General features: G+C 60.3%; 13 protein-coding genes and 1 pseudogene. 13 read left to right on the forward strand and 1 reads right to left on the reverse strand.

Going from position 1 to position 14,370, the window contains the following annotated elements:
• Positions 1-172 precede the first annotated feature (172 nt).
• From ACVWYQ_RS30850 to ACVWYQ_RS30885, 8 genes and pseudogenes are all read left to right on the forward strand, one after another.
• A complete protein-coding gene (locus ACVWYQ_RS30850) occupies positions 173-1,747 on the forward strand; it encodes a phytoene desaturase family protein (protein WP_456726696.1) in 1,575 nt (524 codons plus the stop codon).
• A 65-nt stretch (positions 1,748-1,812) separates the two neighbouring features.
• Positions 1,813-2,004, forward strand: a complete 192-nt coding sequence (locus ACVWYQ_RS30855; RefSeq protein ID WP_456726697.1) for a hypothetical protein — start codon at positions 1,813-1,815, stop codon at positions 2,002-2,004.
• 8 nt (positions 2,005-2,012) lie between these two features.
• Entirely contained in the window at positions 2,013-2,774 is a 762-nt protein-coding gene (locus tag ACVWYQ_RS30860; protein ID WP_456726698.1) for an SDR family NAD(P)-dependent oxidoreductase, read from the forward strand.
• A 19-nt stretch (positions 2,775-2,793) separates the two neighbouring features.
• On the forward strand, positions 2,794-4,071 hold the full coding sequence (locus ACVWYQ_RS30865) for an MFS transporter (RefSeq protein WP_456726699.1): 1,278 nt from the start codon (positions 2,794-2,796) through the stop codon (positions 4,069-4,071).
• Entirely contained in the window at positions 4,068-5,117 is a 1,050-nt protein-coding gene (locus ACVWYQ_RS30870; RefSeq protein WP_456726700.1) for a quinone oxidoreductase family protein, read from the forward strand. Before ACVWYQ_RS30865 ends, ACVWYQ_RS30870 begins: the two co-directional genes overlap by 4 nt.
• 133 nt (positions 5,118-5,250) lie before the next feature.
• Positions 5,251-6,888 carry a CocE/NonD family hydrolase gene (locus ACVWYQ_RS30875; protein ID WP_456726701.1) on the forward strand — a complete coding sequence of 546 codons (1,638 nt, stop codon included), beginning with the start codon at positions 5,251-5,253 and terminating at the stop codon, positions 6,886-6,888.
• A 191-nt stretch (positions 6,889-7,079) separates the two neighbouring features.
• On the forward strand, positions 7,080-9,095 hold the full coding sequence (locus ACVWYQ_RS30880; RefSeq protein ID WP_456726702.1) for an acetoacetate--CoA ligase: 2,016 nt from the start codon (positions 7,080-7,082) through the stop codon (positions 9,093-9,095).
• A gap of 122 nt (positions 9,096-9,217) precedes the next feature.
• Positions 9,218-9,410, forward strand: a pseudogene (locus tag ACVWYQ_RS30885) (D-amino-acid oxidase); the annotation flags it as partial.
• Between the two features lie 72 nt (positions 9,411-9,482).
• On the opposite strand, the gene ACVWYQ_RS30890 reads toward ACVWYQ_RS30885, so the two are convergent.
• Entirely contained in the window at positions 9,483-10,211 is a 729-nt protein-coding gene (locus ACVWYQ_RS30890; RefSeq protein ID WP_456726703.1) for an IclR family transcriptional regulator, read from the reverse strand.
• Between the two features lie 230 nt (positions 10,212-10,441).
• Here ACVWYQ_RS30890 and ACVWYQ_RS30895 point away from each other — a divergent pair, with 230 nt between their 5' ends.
• The 5 genes from ACVWYQ_RS30895 to ACVWYQ_RS30915 are packed head-to-tail and all read left to right on the forward strand — an operon-like array spanning position 10,442 to position 14,356.
• A complete protein-coding gene (locus ACVWYQ_RS30895; protein ID WP_456726704.1) occupies positions 10,442-11,284 on the forward strand; it encodes a cyclase family protein in 843 nt (280 codons plus the stop codon).
• Between the two features lie 55 nt (positions 11,285-11,339).
• Positions 11,340-11,693 (forward strand): cupin domain-containing protein, encoded by a 354-nt coding sequence (locus ACVWYQ_RS30900; RefSeq protein ID WP_456726705.1) that lies wholly within the window; start codon positions 11,340-11,342, stop codon positions 11,691-11,693.
• Positions 11,690-12,487, forward strand: coding sequence for an SDR family NAD(P)-dependent oxidoreductase (locus tag ACVWYQ_RS30905; protein WP_456726706.1), 798 nt, complete (start codon positions 11,690-11,692; stop codon positions 12,485-12,487). Before ACVWYQ_RS30900 ends, ACVWYQ_RS30905 begins: the two co-directional genes overlap by 4 nt.
• Positions 12,487-13,410, forward strand: coding sequence for a 3-hydroxyacyl-CoA dehydrogenase family protein (locus ACVWYQ_RS30910; RefSeq protein ID WP_456726707.1), 924 nt, complete (start codon positions 12,487-12,489; stop codon positions 13,408-13,410). The genes ACVWYQ_RS30905 and ACVWYQ_RS30910 overlap by 1 nt, the downstream gene beginning before the upstream one ends.
• 4 nt (positions 13,411-13,414) lie before the next feature.
• Positions 13,415-14,356, forward strand: coding sequence for a 3-keto-5-aminohexanoate cleavage protein (locus ACVWYQ_RS30915; protein WP_456726708.1), 942 nt, complete (start codon positions 13,415-13,417; stop codon positions 14,354-14,356).
• Positions 14,357-14,370 lie beyond the last annotated feature (14 nt).

Consider the following 14,370-nt stretch of genomic DNA (forward strand, 5'->3'; position numbering starts at 1 on the left):
TGTTTTCGCCGATGCGGCTATTACGCATTCAACACTGCGGATGAAGATTCCGGGGGAAACCAAAGGACGGCGAGAACCTGCGCATGATGCGTGGGTACTCGCGGGGCGCTTGCCGGTCTTCTGGATTGCTGCGGTGGCGACGCGGGATCGAGACACAGAGCAGGCGCGCTAGATGCCAAGAAAGTACGACGTTATTTCCATCGGATCGGGTCACAACGGACTGATCGCAGCCGCATATTTCGCGAAAGCCGGCAGAAAGGTTCTCGTCGTCGAGAAGCGAGAGCACTTCGGCGGCGGGGTCGTGACCCGTGAGATGACGGCGCCGGGTTTCCTCCACGACGAGCACAGCGTGGCGCACATCTTTATCCAGGCCAATCCGCTGATCTTAAATGACGAGCTCGGGCTCATCTCCAGATACGGTCTCAAGTACACCAGACCGGAGGTGCCATTCATCTCGGTGTTCGAGGACGGCTCGACGCTTCCGGTCTTTGCTGACGTGGAGAAAAACCGGCAGGCGATCGCACAATATTCGGTCAGGGACGCCGATTCATTCATGCGGCTATGTGATTTGTCGGCGCGCTTTCTGCCGATGCTCCTTTCATCGCTTTACACGCCGCCGCTTCCTGTGGGGGCCATGATGGCGATGCTCGACCAAAGTCCCGAAGGTCGCGAGATCTTCGCGATCATGCAGAAGAGCGTGTTCGACATCGTAACGGAGTGGTTCGAAAACGAGAAAGTTCGCATCCACTTCATCAAGATGGTGTCGGAGAACCTGGTGATGCCGGAGGAGAAGGGCACCGGCATTGGACTCTTCATGTTCCTGGGCTACCTGCAGCAGTACGGGGTTGGCGTTGCTGTGGGCGGCAGCGGCAAGCTGACCGAGGCGCTGGTCCGCTGCATCCAGGATCACGGCGGCGAACTCATGACTGAAACTGCGGTCGAGAAGGTCCTCGTCAAGGAGGGCCGAGCGGTCGGCGTGCGCACCCGGGACGAGGAATACCTTGCAGAGACGTGCGTGATCGGCGCGCTCCACCCCCATCTGCTGCATCGGTATATCGACGATCTGGATGCGGGTGTGGACAAGCGGGCGAGGGGCGTCCACTTGGCGTCGTTTAGCGCCTTCGTGGTGCACGGGGCGCTTAAGGAGCCGATGAGGTTCAAGGCGGGCAGCGAGGTAGACAAGGGCTGGCTCATCGAGTTGTTGCCAACCCGCCTGGATGCGCTACGGCGTTCGTTCGATGAACTAAAATACGGCATGACCCCGACCGTGCCTCTGTTCGGCGCCGGATGTCCATCATTGCTCGATCCCGTGCGAGCTCCGCCCGGTCGCGCGACGCTCTACTTTTTCTCCTATGCACCTTATCACCTGGCCGAGGGGGGCGCGCGGCGCTGGGACGAGATCAAGGAGACCTATGCGGATCATTTGGTGGCGCAGCTCGGCAAGTTCATCACCAATATCGGTCCGGACAATTTCATTGCCCGGAACGCGCGGAGCCCAATCGACATGGAGCGAGACTCCGACAGCTTCCAGCAGGGCGATATCCACGGTGCGGCACCGTTCTTCTATCAGTTCGGCGCACACAGGCCGACACCGGACCTCGGCAACTACACCGTCCCCGGAGTCAGTCATCTCTATTTGGTGGGGCCTTTCATGCACCCTGGCGGTGGGGTGTTCGGTGCCGGTCGCGCCGCGGCGATGAAGGCCTTTGAGGATCTCGGAATGAACTTTGAGAAAGCGGCGACGTGAAAATCCACTCGAGCGACAAGTCGGAATTGATGAATGTTCTCGCGCTCGAGCGGCGGGACAACAAGTTGATCATCAAGGGCAAGATCATGGGAGCGATGCCGATGACGGCGGTGCTCACCCCCGAGCAGGCAAGGAAGGGCCTCAAGTTGCTCAATCCGCGGCTCGGCTGGTTCCTTCTGAGCTTCCTATTTCGGCGGTCCGACCAGACGGCTGACGTGAGCGGCGTTTCGCGGAGAGATCAGAGGCGGGATGAGTGATGATGTTCATGGATAGGGCCGTTGTCGCCACGGGCGCGGCGTCTGGGATCGGAACTGCGACAGCGCTGAACTTCGCCCGCAATGGCGCCAACCTCGTGCTGGTCGATCGCAAGCCGCTTGCGGAGGTCGCCGAGCGGGCTCGATCGCTCGGTGCGACGATTGAGTGCGTGGAGGGAGATCTCGCCGATGCGGCGGTATGTGATCGCGCCATCGATGCTGCGATCTCGACATTCGGTCGGATCGATATCCTGATCAACAACGCCGCGATTGGCTTGGCCGGCAGTGTCTTGACGACCGAGGACTCGATGCTCGAGGCAATTTGGCGGGTCAATTTTCTTGCCCCCTTACGCTTGGCGCGCCGTGCCATTCCAATAATGCAACGGCAGCGGTCCGGAGTGATCCAGTTCACCGGGGCCTTGGCCGGCATGTACGGCATGGCCAACGCGGTGGCCTACTCCACCACCAAGGCGGCACTGATCAATCTCTGCAAGGCGCTGGCGATCGAACACGCCAGGGACGGGATCAGAACCAATTGCGTGAGTCCGGGGCCGGTCGAGACGCCGATGCTGCAGGGGGCAATCGAGGCATTTGGTCTCTCTCGAGACATGTTCCGCGCGATCTCGCCGGCTGGCCGGATAGCGACCGCGGAGGATGTCGCTGAAGCGCACACCTTCCTTGCCTCTGATGCCGCGCGGTCGATCAATGGCCACCTGCTTGTCGTCGACAACGGCATGTATGCGGGGATGTTCGCACCAAGGCCTGCCGACTAGCACGTCAATCGCGTAACAGATGCAGCGCGAGAAGCTGCAGGGACAGCGCAAAAAGGGGGAAGCCATGAAGACGACGACGGAAGACTGGACCGGCCGGCTCGTCCTGCTCATCTGCCACGTTGCGGGGTTGCTCGACCTGGTTATCCTCCCGTTGTGGGTAGGGGGGCTCATCCAGACCTACCAGTTCGAACCCCAGGCTGCTGGTGGGCTGGTGACCCTCTATCTCATCGGTATGGTGATCTCGAACGTCGTATTGGCATTCCGATTTGAACGATATCCACCGAAGCTGGTCGCGGGACTAGGCTTCGCGATTCCCGCAATAGCCTTTCTGATCATGTTGCGGCTTGGCGACGTCGCCCCTGAGGTGCGACCAATCGCCTTGGCCATCCTGAACTTCGTCGGTGGCCTCGGTGCCGGTATCGGCATGGCCGCGGTGCACGGGACGATCGGGCGAAGCGCGAATCCGCATCGGCTCTTTGCGTTCGTAAATTTCGGCGTGGGAATCTTCGGTGTCATCTTCTTCGTCGTGACGCCCGGCATGATGGCCCAAATGGGGGTCTCTGCGGTATTCATGAATGCCGATATCGTGATCATCTTGGCGGCGATCGCCGCATTACTGGCCTTTCCGGTGATGCCGGCACGGCCCGAAAAGGGAGGCCAGGGTAGTACGTCGAGCTTTTCGCGGACCGGCGCCGGCACAGGCACGCTTGCGATCTGCTTTATCGGCATCGTATTCCTGCAGGTCGGGAACGCGGCGACGCTCAGCTTCGTGGAGCGTATCGGAGACTTCCGTGGGTTCGGCGCTGACGCGATCGGCATGTTGCTTGCCGTTGGCGGTCTGGTGCCGCTCTTGGCGCCGATTGCTGCCGCTGTGCTGCAGAAGCGCATGACACCCATTTGGGTCGTGGTATGCGGCATGCTGTTTCACGGTGTCCTATCGATCACGCTGTCGAACTCGTCGACGTTCGCGCCCTATGCGGTCGCTTACGCACTGCTTACGGCTACCGTAGTCTTCACCCATACGTTTGCGTTCGGGTTGCTCGCGCAGCTCGAGCCGTCCGGGCGGATTAATGCGCTCACGCCGACTATGATGATGACCGGAAGCGCAGCCGGCCCATTCCTGGGAGGGACGATCGCGCAGTTCGCCGGCTTTTCGAAGGTCGGAGTCGGCGCGGCGATCTGCGCCGCGCTTGGATCGATGTGCTACTTGGTCGTCGCTAGCCAGTTGCGCCGCACATCTCCCAAGCCCGCATTGTCGCCGGTATCAGAACCTCTTGGGAAGACACGAGCATCATGAACAGCAACCAATCCAGTGCGAACTTCTGTCGCGATGGGGAGATAGTCATCCCGCGAACCATGCAGTCCGTTTACTTCCATCGCACGGGCCCAGCGGACGTACTCGAATGCGAGGAGACCGCTGTTCCCGCGCCGGGAGAGGGCGAGGTCCTCGTTCAGGTGGTGGCCGCCGGTGTCAATTTTGCAGACGTGGTGCGGCGAAGGGGCGGTCACTATCCGGCTCCTACGCCGCTGCCGTTCAACCCGGGCGCCGAGATCGCCGGCATCGTCGTGGCGTGCGGCGAGGGCGTCAGCGAAAGCTTGCGAGGGCGTCGGGTTATCGCTGCGATCATCACTGGAGGCGGGTACGCGCAGTTCGCCTTGGCCAATGCCGAGCGGTTGCTGCCATGGCCGGAAGACCTCTCCGCCGCGCAGGCTGTTGCGTCGCTGGTTCAGGGCATTACAGCCGGTCTTGTGCTGCGTGAAGCGGGCCAGCTGCGTGCCGGGCAGTCGGTCTTCGTACAGGGGGCGGCCGGAGGCGTCGGATCGATCGCGGTGCAACTCGCGAAAGCGTTTGGCGCGAAGTACGTTGTCGGCGGCGTCGGCAACCATTCGAAACAGCAGGGTGTGCTGACGATGGGCGCAGACCATGTCGTCGATTACAGCGAGAACGGCTGGGTCGAGCGGGCGCGAGCGGCCCGTGGCGGCGACATCGATCTGGTGCTGGATGCCACGTCCGGTGAACTGCTGAAACAGAGTTTTGGCTTGCTCGCTCCCTACGGTCGAGCGGTGGTGTATGGCGAAGCGGCGTCGACACCTGACGCCATCGATGCGAGGAGTGTAATCTCGAAGAACCAGACGGTCGCGGGCTTCTTCCTCGGGAGATACTTCGTCGACCGGCCGCAGGTCGCGGTCGATATGCTGCATGAACTGGCAAAACTCGTGCGAACCGGTGCGCTGAAGTTGCACATTCACGCGACTTTGCCACTGTCGAAAGCCGCAGATGCGCACCGTATGATGGAAAGCCGCGAGCATCACGGCAAGATCGTGTTGGCGCCCTGGTGCTAGCACAGAAAATGTTGGCTCTCCGGCGCGCGAGGCGAATCGTGTCGATATCGGGCAGCAGATCGCGGCGTGCACCCCGCGATGTTTGATGTCCGTGCAATGAACAAGTCGAAACTCTGTAAGGCCAGCAAACAGCATGAAGAATCCTCATCTACTCACCGGCATACAATATGATGTCGTCACATCGCAGCTGCCCGCCGGCATCGTCACCGACCACGATGTACGTATTCCTATGCGCGATGGCGTTCATCTAGCGGCGTCTCTCTACCGCCCAGCGACGCCTGGAACGTATCCAGTGATAATGGCGATCACGCCATACGGTAAGTCCAATTTCGAAACGATTTCTGGCTTTTCCAGCGTCCCGAACAATCACATTGGCCATATTCGGCTGTCAGATTCGGTCTCCTTCGAATCGGCCGACCCTGGGTATTGGGTACCTCACGGCTACGTGGTTATCATGGTTGACGTTCGGGGGCAGGGAGCGTCGGAAGGCGACACCGACCTAATGAGCCCGACCGAGCAGGACGATTACCAGGAACTTATCGCTTGGGCATCGAGCCAGCCATGGAGCAATGGTAAAGTAGGACTTCACGGCGTGTCCTATCTTGCAATCACGCAATGGGCGGTGGCGCAACACAGGCCGTCTGCTCTAAGAGCGATCGTGCCGTGGGAAGCTTTTACTGATCACTATCTGCGCGCGTATCCCGGGGGTATTCCCGAGGTGGGAATGTGGCGCTTCGTGTTCGAAGACATCATCCTGCCCAACCACAATTCGGCGTCTGGGTTTGTGGTCGCACCTGAGGGAATGACGCCGGCTGATCATCCACTGCGCGACGAATTCTGGATTGCTCAACGCTTTGCCGTCGAGAAGGTAGAAATCCCGGTGCTTTTGTGTGCAAGTTTCTCCGATCAAGGTCTCCACACGCGAGAATCCTTTGAGAACTTCAATCTCATCAGTTCGACTAGGAAATGGCTCTACAGCCATCGACAGCCAAAATGGCAGGCCTACTACGGTGCCGAAGCCCTGTCCTACCAACTCGCTTTCTTCGACCGCTTTCTCAAGGGAGTGGATAACGGCTTTGAAGCGACGGCACCCGTCCGCCTCGAGATCAATCTCGATCGAAACCGCTACAAGGTCATAACGGGCCAGGCTTGGCCGCTTCCACAAACGCAATATCAGACGCTCTACCTCTCTGCCGCATCCGCCAAACTGAGCGAAGTGATCCCACTTGATGAGAGTGCCTCCGAGTACGAGTCGACGATAGGTCTCGCATCGTTTGACTTTCGCTTTGATGCTGAAACCGACGTCGTAGGAAATGCCAAGCTGAAATTGTGGGTCGAGTCGATTGGCTCCGACGATATGGACCTCTTCGTCGGTATCAAGAAGATCGACACAGCCGGGCACGAGGTTTACTTCTATGGCTTTGGCGGAACCAATCCCAACGACGTTGTAGCGCGGGGTTGGCTGCGGGTTTCTCACCGCGAGCTGGATACGAGGGCGTCGCGCCCGGATCGACCCGTCCATACCCATAGCAAGTGCCAGAAGCTGCAGAGTGGGGAAATCGTCCCAATCGAAATTGAGATCCTCCCTTCTGGCACGACGTTCCTCCCGGGCGAAATATTGCGGGTTGTTGTTCAAGGACGGGCCATCGAGCCCGATGCTGTTCTCTTGACCTTTCTCCCCTCCAACAGAGGCGCTCACAGAATTTGGACAGGCGGGAAATACGACTCTCATCTTCTGTTGCCGGTCTTGCCGCCTGATGAAGCGGCATAACCGAGTTCTGAACGGCACATAGCTTGTCGGAAATGCGAGAGGTGCGAACGATCGGTGATGGCCAATTGCGGGGTCGAGTTGGCCGATAATTACTTCGGCACTCGTAGTCGGGGAAGACTTCATCCCGATCGCGAGCCGCCTCAGAAGCCGAGGTGAAACTGCCGATCAAGCACACGTCATAAGGAGCCGCCATGTTGGAATCGCCTGAAACTCGGGGTCGCGATCCTGAGCTGCTTTGGACACCGTCTCGAGAGAAGATTGAAGCGTCGCGGCTGTGGGATTATATCGGGTGGCTACGAACCGAGCGTGATCTCGAATTTACTGCGTACGACGACCTTTGGGCATGGTCAGTCGCCGATCTCGACGCGTTCTGGCGTTCGATCTGGGATTTCTTCGCCGTGAAGTCGGACGGCGAGACCGAGCCGGTCCTGCTCTCGTCTAGAATGCCAGGCGCGGAATGGTTTCCTCGCGCCCAGTTGAACTACGCCGAGCATATCTTCCGCAATGCAAATAGTACGACGCCAGCGCTAATTGCGCGCAGCGAAACGGGCGGCTTGCGCGAAATGACCTGGGACGACCTCAAGCGCGAAACGTTTGCGTTAGCCACCAAGTTGCGTGCGCTTGGCATTAGGCCCGGCGACCGCGTTGCCTCGTATATGCCCAATCGTTCCGAGACGGTAGTCGCATTTCTGGCTTGCGCCAGTATGGGAGCCATATGGTCCAGCTGCTCTCCTGAAATGGGCCCGGCCACGGTGCTCGATCGATTTGGTCAAATCGAACCGAAGGTGCTGTTTGCTGTCGATAGCTATAGCTACAACGGGAAGCTGTACGACCGCTATGGCGAGGTCGAAGCGCTGATCAAAGGGCTGCCGAGTGTACAGCACGTAATTCAGGTCCTTGGTCCGCTCGGCCAGAAGGCGGACGCTGGATGGCGCAACGCCATTGGTTGGGCCGAAGCTGTGAACGGTCCGGCAGAGATGCAGTTTGATCGAGTCTCATTCTCTCATCCGCTCTGGATAGTCTATTCGTCGGGAACGACCGGCAAGCCTAAACCGATAGTACACGGTCACGGTGGCATCCTGTTAACTCAGCTCAAGACAATGAGCTTGCAACATGACCTTAGGCCGGGGGATCGACTGCTGTTTCTGGGCAGTACGGGATGGATCGTCTGGAATGCTTTGGTGGGCGGACTGCTGACGGGAGCCACGATCATCCTCTATGATGGCAATCCGGTTTGGCCTAACGTACGGACAATCTGGCAATTCATGGATGAGCTCGGCGTCACGTTGTTCGGATGCGGCGCTGCGTTTCTCGTCAATTGTATGAAAGATGGTCTGCGACCGAACGAGTTTGTCAAACTGGAAAATCTGCGTTCGATCAATTCGACAGGGTCTCCGCTGCCGGCCAAAGCGTATCGCTGGGCCTACGACGCAATCAAATCCGATCTTTGGCTGGCTTCTGTGAGCGGAGGCACAGATATCGCTTCCGGCTTCGTCGCGTGCAGCCCGATATTGCCGGTCTATGCAGGGGAAATCCAGTGTCGCGAACTAGGCGTCGCCGCTTTCGCTTTCGATGAGGCTGGCGAAGCTGTCGTCGACGAAGTAGGCGAGCTTGTTATCGTAAAGCCGATGCCGTCAATGCCCCTATTCTTTTGGAATGATCAGGATCATCGTCGCTATCAGGGGACGTACTTTGATCAATTTCCGGGTCTTTGGCGGCACGGCGATTGGATCCGGTTCACCTCTCGAGGAACGTCGCAAATATTCGGACGGTCTGATGCGACAATCAATCGGTTTGGAATTCGCATCGGTACTGCGGAGATCTATAGGGTTGTCGAGGAAATTCCCGAGGTCCGCGATAGCCTCGTTGTAGATCTCGAGTATCTCGGTCGGGAATCGTTCATGCCTCTGTTCGTGGTCCTAAGGGCCGAGCTTTCGCTTGACCGAGAACTGAAAGAGCGAATCGTAGCTCAGATCAGAACGCACTGTTCATCGCGTCACATCCCGAATGAGATATTCCAGGTGGACGATATTCCTCGCACACTTTCTGGCAAGAAGATGGAGGTTCCGGTACGCAAACTTTTGCTCGGCATTCCGCTGGACAACGCGGTGAGTTTCGACTCCGTCGCAAATCCATCGAGCTTTGCCTATTTTGCAAAGTTTGCTCAAACGCTCAATCAGATAAGACCGAGCAATTTGGTGAGCTAAACTAAGGCTTGCGCCGCGACTTCACTTCAGACGGAGCGTAGGTTGCGGTTCTGGAAGCCCAGACTGGATTTTGCAGCCGACGATTCTTCCAGCTTCTCCAAGAGGCCAGCGAAGGGTGGGACGATTGCACGCCTGACGCAGTGCCTGTGGTGTCGCAGGTGGAGGGGTTGAAGGCCTCGTCCTCGCGGCGGGCTGCTCTGGCAGCGGCTTCGTTTGGCCCCCGGGCTCGGCTACCTGGCCACAGAGCTCGTCGTCAACGTAATGCATTGCGTCGATCCCACACCGTTCCGGCTCTCGCGTCTGGCCGACGGCTAAGTCATGGTCGGCGGGCAGGTCGCCCAGGCCAAGTGCCGCATCACTAAACCGACATGACTGTCTTGCGACGGCTTAGCGGCCGACGATGGTCCGCAGCTTTTCGCGGAACCGTAGTAGTGCCTTGGCCAGCATCTCGCGCTGGTCGTTGAAGCGATGCGACGGCGCCGGGATCGAAACGGCCACCGGCTTTCCAAACGGGTCCAGCACTGCAATGCCGACTGCGCTGATGCCGATCCCATGCTCGGCGTGATCGAATGCGAGATGCTTGCGGCGTGCAGCCTCAATGTCCTTGAGGAGCAAGGCCTTATTGGTGAGGGGATGCTCGGGGTGCTCGGCCGCGCTCTTCTCGATAAGCTTGGCGGAATCGTCCCGACTGAAGCATGACAGGATCGCTTTGCCGTTGGCCGTGCAATGCAGGGGAAAGCGCTCCCCAATCCCCGACAGGGCCACGAGGCGCTGCTGGCCGGGAATTTGGTCGATGAACACCGCCGATCCTCCGGACAGGATCGAGAGATCGACTGTTTCGCCGACTTCGTCTCGGAGCGCCACCAAGTGCGGATGCAGGATCTCCGTGAAATTGGAGCTGAGCGAGGCCGCGATGCGGGCAAGTCCCGGCCCGATGCGCACGCCACGGCCGGGCTCGGCCTCGGTGACGAAGTCTTCCGTGGCCAGCGCTGCGACGATCCGCTGCACGGTCGACCGTGCCAAGCCCAACTCACGCGCAATCTGACCAAGACTCAATCCCTCGGGCTTGCCTTCGAGGGCGCGCAGCACGCTGGCCGCGCGGGCGATCACCTGCACGCCAAGTCCCGCGCCCTTCTCGTCGTCGTCCATTCGCTCGCCCACCAAGAATTATCTCCGTCTGCCGCAAGCCATATCGCGCCGGGGGCCGGCAAACAAATGCTGCCGCATCGCGGACCGGATTGACTGCAATGTGATACATGTGCATTGTATCTCGGTACAACAACGTCGGAGTGCGCAAGCGTTCCGCGAGGGAAACGCAAGACCAGACGAACAGGAGGGGCGGGCCGATGAATATTCGCGGCATCGAGTTTCAGGGCAATCTCGACAATGCGATGGGGCTGGATTTCTACAATCTCTCGCATCGCTTCGGTTTTCAGTCGCCGAACTGGCCGTACTTCGAAGACGTCAAGATCGAGCGCATCCACTACATGGCGAAGTCGGGCGTGCTGTCCCAGCGCATCACAACCAGCATGCACAACACCACCCACATCGACGCCCCGGCGCATGTCGTCGAGGACACCCCCTTCATCGACGAGGTGCCACTGCCCCACTTCTTCGGCTCCGGCATCGTGGTCTCGATACCCAAGGACTACTGGGAGCCGATCGGCTACGACGATCTGGAGAAAGCTGCCGGCAAGCACGTTCGGCCGAACGACGTCGTCATCGTCAACACGGGTTGGCATCACAAATATCGCGACAGCGAAGAGTATTTCTGCAAGTGCCCGGGCTTCGTGAAGTCCGCCGGGGACTGGTTCGTCGAGAAGAAGGTCAAGGTGGTCGGGCACGACACCCAGGCCAACGACCATCCGCTCGCCACCGCGATCGGCCCGCATCGCAACGGTCCGCTGCATCCGCATCTCGCCGATGAATACAAGAAATGGTCGGGCGGGCGCGACTGGAAGGACGATCATCCCGAATGGGAGCCGGTGCACCGCAAGCTCTTCACCAACGGCATTCTCGGCATCGAGAACGTCGGCGGTGACCTCGACGCCGTGACCGGCAAGCGCGTCACCTTCGCGTTCTTCCCCTGGAATTGGGACCGCGGCGACGGCTGCATAATCCGGCTCGTCGCGATGATCGACAAGTCGCAGAACTACCGCATCGAGCCAGGCGCTTCCTTCGGTGGGTGATGCGCGCTGAAGACATCATCGTTGATCGCAAGTGTCGCCAATTGAGGAGGTGCGCATGCATCTCAAGCGCTTCGTCGATGCCAAGCCCTATGACGCACCGAACCATCGCGGCGTCGTCGGTCTTCGCCTGCAGGGTTTCGAGCTCGGCGGCCCCGCCAATCAGTGGGTGGGCTACTCGCAGTTTCTTCCCGGCGGCGGTGCCGGGCCGGACTCCACGCCGTTCGAGAAGGTCTACATAGTCCTCAGTGGCCACATGACCGTGATCATCGACGGTACCGAGACAGTCCTCGGTCCGATGGACTCCTGCACCATCGCACCGAACGAGGTGCGCGAGATCGTCAATCGCTCCAACCACGTCTGTAACATGCTCGTCGTGATTCCTTATCCGCTGGGGAGTGCTCCACGATGACCATCATGTCAGATCCGGCGTCGCTGTTTTCGGTCAAGAACAAAGTCGCCATCATCACGGGAGCATCGGGGGCGTTCGGCGTCGTCGCGGCTTACACCCTGGCATCAGCGGGCGCGAGGCTCGTCCTTGCGGCCGGCCGGCAGCAGGAGCTTGGCCTCGTCGCCGAGGAGTGCCGTCAGCGCGGTGCGGATGTCGAGGTGCTGGCCGTTCGTCCAACCAGCGAAGCAAATTGCGACAGCATCGTAAGCGCGGCGGTCGCCCGGTTCGGCCGCATCGACATCCTTGTCGTCGCATCAGGCAAGAACGATGTCTCTAAGATCGACGAGATGTCCGTCGAGCGCTTTCTCGACGTGATGGACGTCAACGTCACCCAAAGCTGGCTGATTGCACGCGCGGCCGGCAGGCAGATGCTCAAACAGGGCGATGGCGGCAAGGTCATCCTGATGTCGTCAGCGCGCGGCCTTCTCGGCCATCCCGCCGGGTATACCGCCTACTGTGCGTCAAAATCCGCAGTCGACGGCATAACACGCGCGCTCGGTTGCGAGTGGGGCCCGACCGGAATTACCGTGAACGCAATCGCGCCCACCGTGTTCCGCTCTCCGCTCACGGCCTGGATGTTCGGTGATGACGAGCGCGCCCGCACCGTCAGGGCTGGCTTCCTGGCGCGCGTGCCGAAAGGCCGGCTCGGCGAACCCGACGATCTCGCGGGGCCGCTGCTCTTTCTCGCATCGAAGGCGTCGGATTTCTATACCGGCCATATTCTCTACGCCGACGGCGGCTACACGGCGGGCTGATGATGAGCGCGCAACGCGTCGGCGTCCTCGGCGGCGGCCTCATGGGGCACGGCATCGCACTGGTGTTTGCCGTGGCTGGCTACGACGTCGTCCTGACAGATCCGATCGCTGCCGTCCGCGGACAGGTGCGCGAGCGCATCGCTGCAACGCTTGCTGAGCTCGGGCATCCCCTTGCGGCGCTGGACCGCGTCACCGTCGTGCAAACGCTGGAGGAGTGCGTCGCCGGCGCGCAATGGGTAATCGAAGCCGCACCGGAAGATCTCGCACTGAAGCAGCGGATTTTTGCCGACGTCGAACGTGCCGCGCCGCCGGAGGCCATCCTGGCATCGAATACGTCGGTCATCCCGATCGGCCAGATCATGACGAATGTCGACCGGAAGCATCGGGCGATCGGTACGCACTGGTGGAATCCACCTTATCTGGTGCCGCTGGTCGAGGTGATTAGGACCGCCGACACCTCCGACGCCACGGTCACAGCGACCCTCGAGATGCTGCGCAGTGTGGGGAAGTCGCCCGTCGAGGTGAAGAAGGACGTCCCGGGCTTCGTCGGCAACCGACTGCAGCATGCGCTTTGGCGCGAAGCGATTGCGCTCGTCGCTGAAGGCGTCTGCGACGCTAGGACCGTCGACGATGTCGTGAAGTCCAGTTTCGGCGCACGCCTTGCGGTTCTCGGCCCGATCGAGAACGCGGATCTGGTCGGCCTCGACCTCACGCGCGCGATCCACTCCTACGTATTTCCCACGCTCGATCGCGCAACGGCGCCGTCGCCCTTGCTCGAGCGGCTGATCGCCGACGGGCGCCTGGGCTTCAAGAGCGGCGAAGGTTTTTCGACCTGGACAGAAGAACAGCAGGCCGCCGTACGCAGCCGGCTGTCGCGACACCTGAAGGCAAGCTTCGGTGCGGCAGAGAACGAGAGGGAGTGAGACGGTGGCCAAGAAGAAGTCCGATAAGGTGATCATCACCTGCGCGGTCACCGGCGGCATTCACACCCCGACGATGTCGGACGCACTCCCGTTCACCCCGGACGATATCGCGGCGCAGTCGATCGCCGCGGCCGAGGCCGGCGCGTCGATCCTGCATCTCCACGCCCGCGATCCCAGGGACGGTCGGCCCTCGCCTGACCCGGCCGTGTTCATGCAGTTCCTGCCGCGCATCAAGCAGTCAACCGATGCGGTGCTGAACGTCACCACCGGCGGCAGTCTCAGCATGACGGTGGAGCAGCGGCTCGCGGCACCCCTGGTGACCAAGCCGGAGATGTGCTCGCTCAATATGGGCTCGATGAACTTTGCGATCTTCCCGCTCGCCGACCGCTACAAGAGCTTCAAGTATGATTGGGAAGAACCCTATCTGCGCAGCACCGACGATTTCATCTTTCGCAATACCTTCCGCGACATCGAACGTATCTTGAAGATGCTCGGCGAGGAGCACGGCACCCGCTTCGAGCACGAGTGCTACGACGTCGGTCATCTCTATAATCTCGCTCATTTCGTGGACCGGAAGCTCGTCAAGCCGCCGTTCTTCGTTCAGACCATCTTCGGCATTCTCGGCGGCATCGGCGCCGACATGCGCAACTTGCTGTTCATGAAGGAAACCGCCGACCGGCTCTTCGGTGACGACTATCATTGGTCGGTGCTTGCAGCCGGCCGTTCGCAGATTCCTTTCGCGACGCAGGCCGCGATGATGGGCGGCAATGTCCGCGTCGGCCTTGAGGATTCACTGTTCATCAGCCGCGGCAAACTGGCGACGAGCAACGCCGAGCAGGTCGGCAAGATGCGCCGCATCCTGGAAGAACTGGGCCATTCGATCGCAACACCGGCCGAGGCGCGCGAGATGCTCGCTCTGAAGGGGGGCGACCAGGTCGGCTTCTGACTTCGGGCAAAGCA

The sequence above is a fragment of the Bradyrhizobium sp. USDA 3397 genome (genome assembly GCF_054060965.1).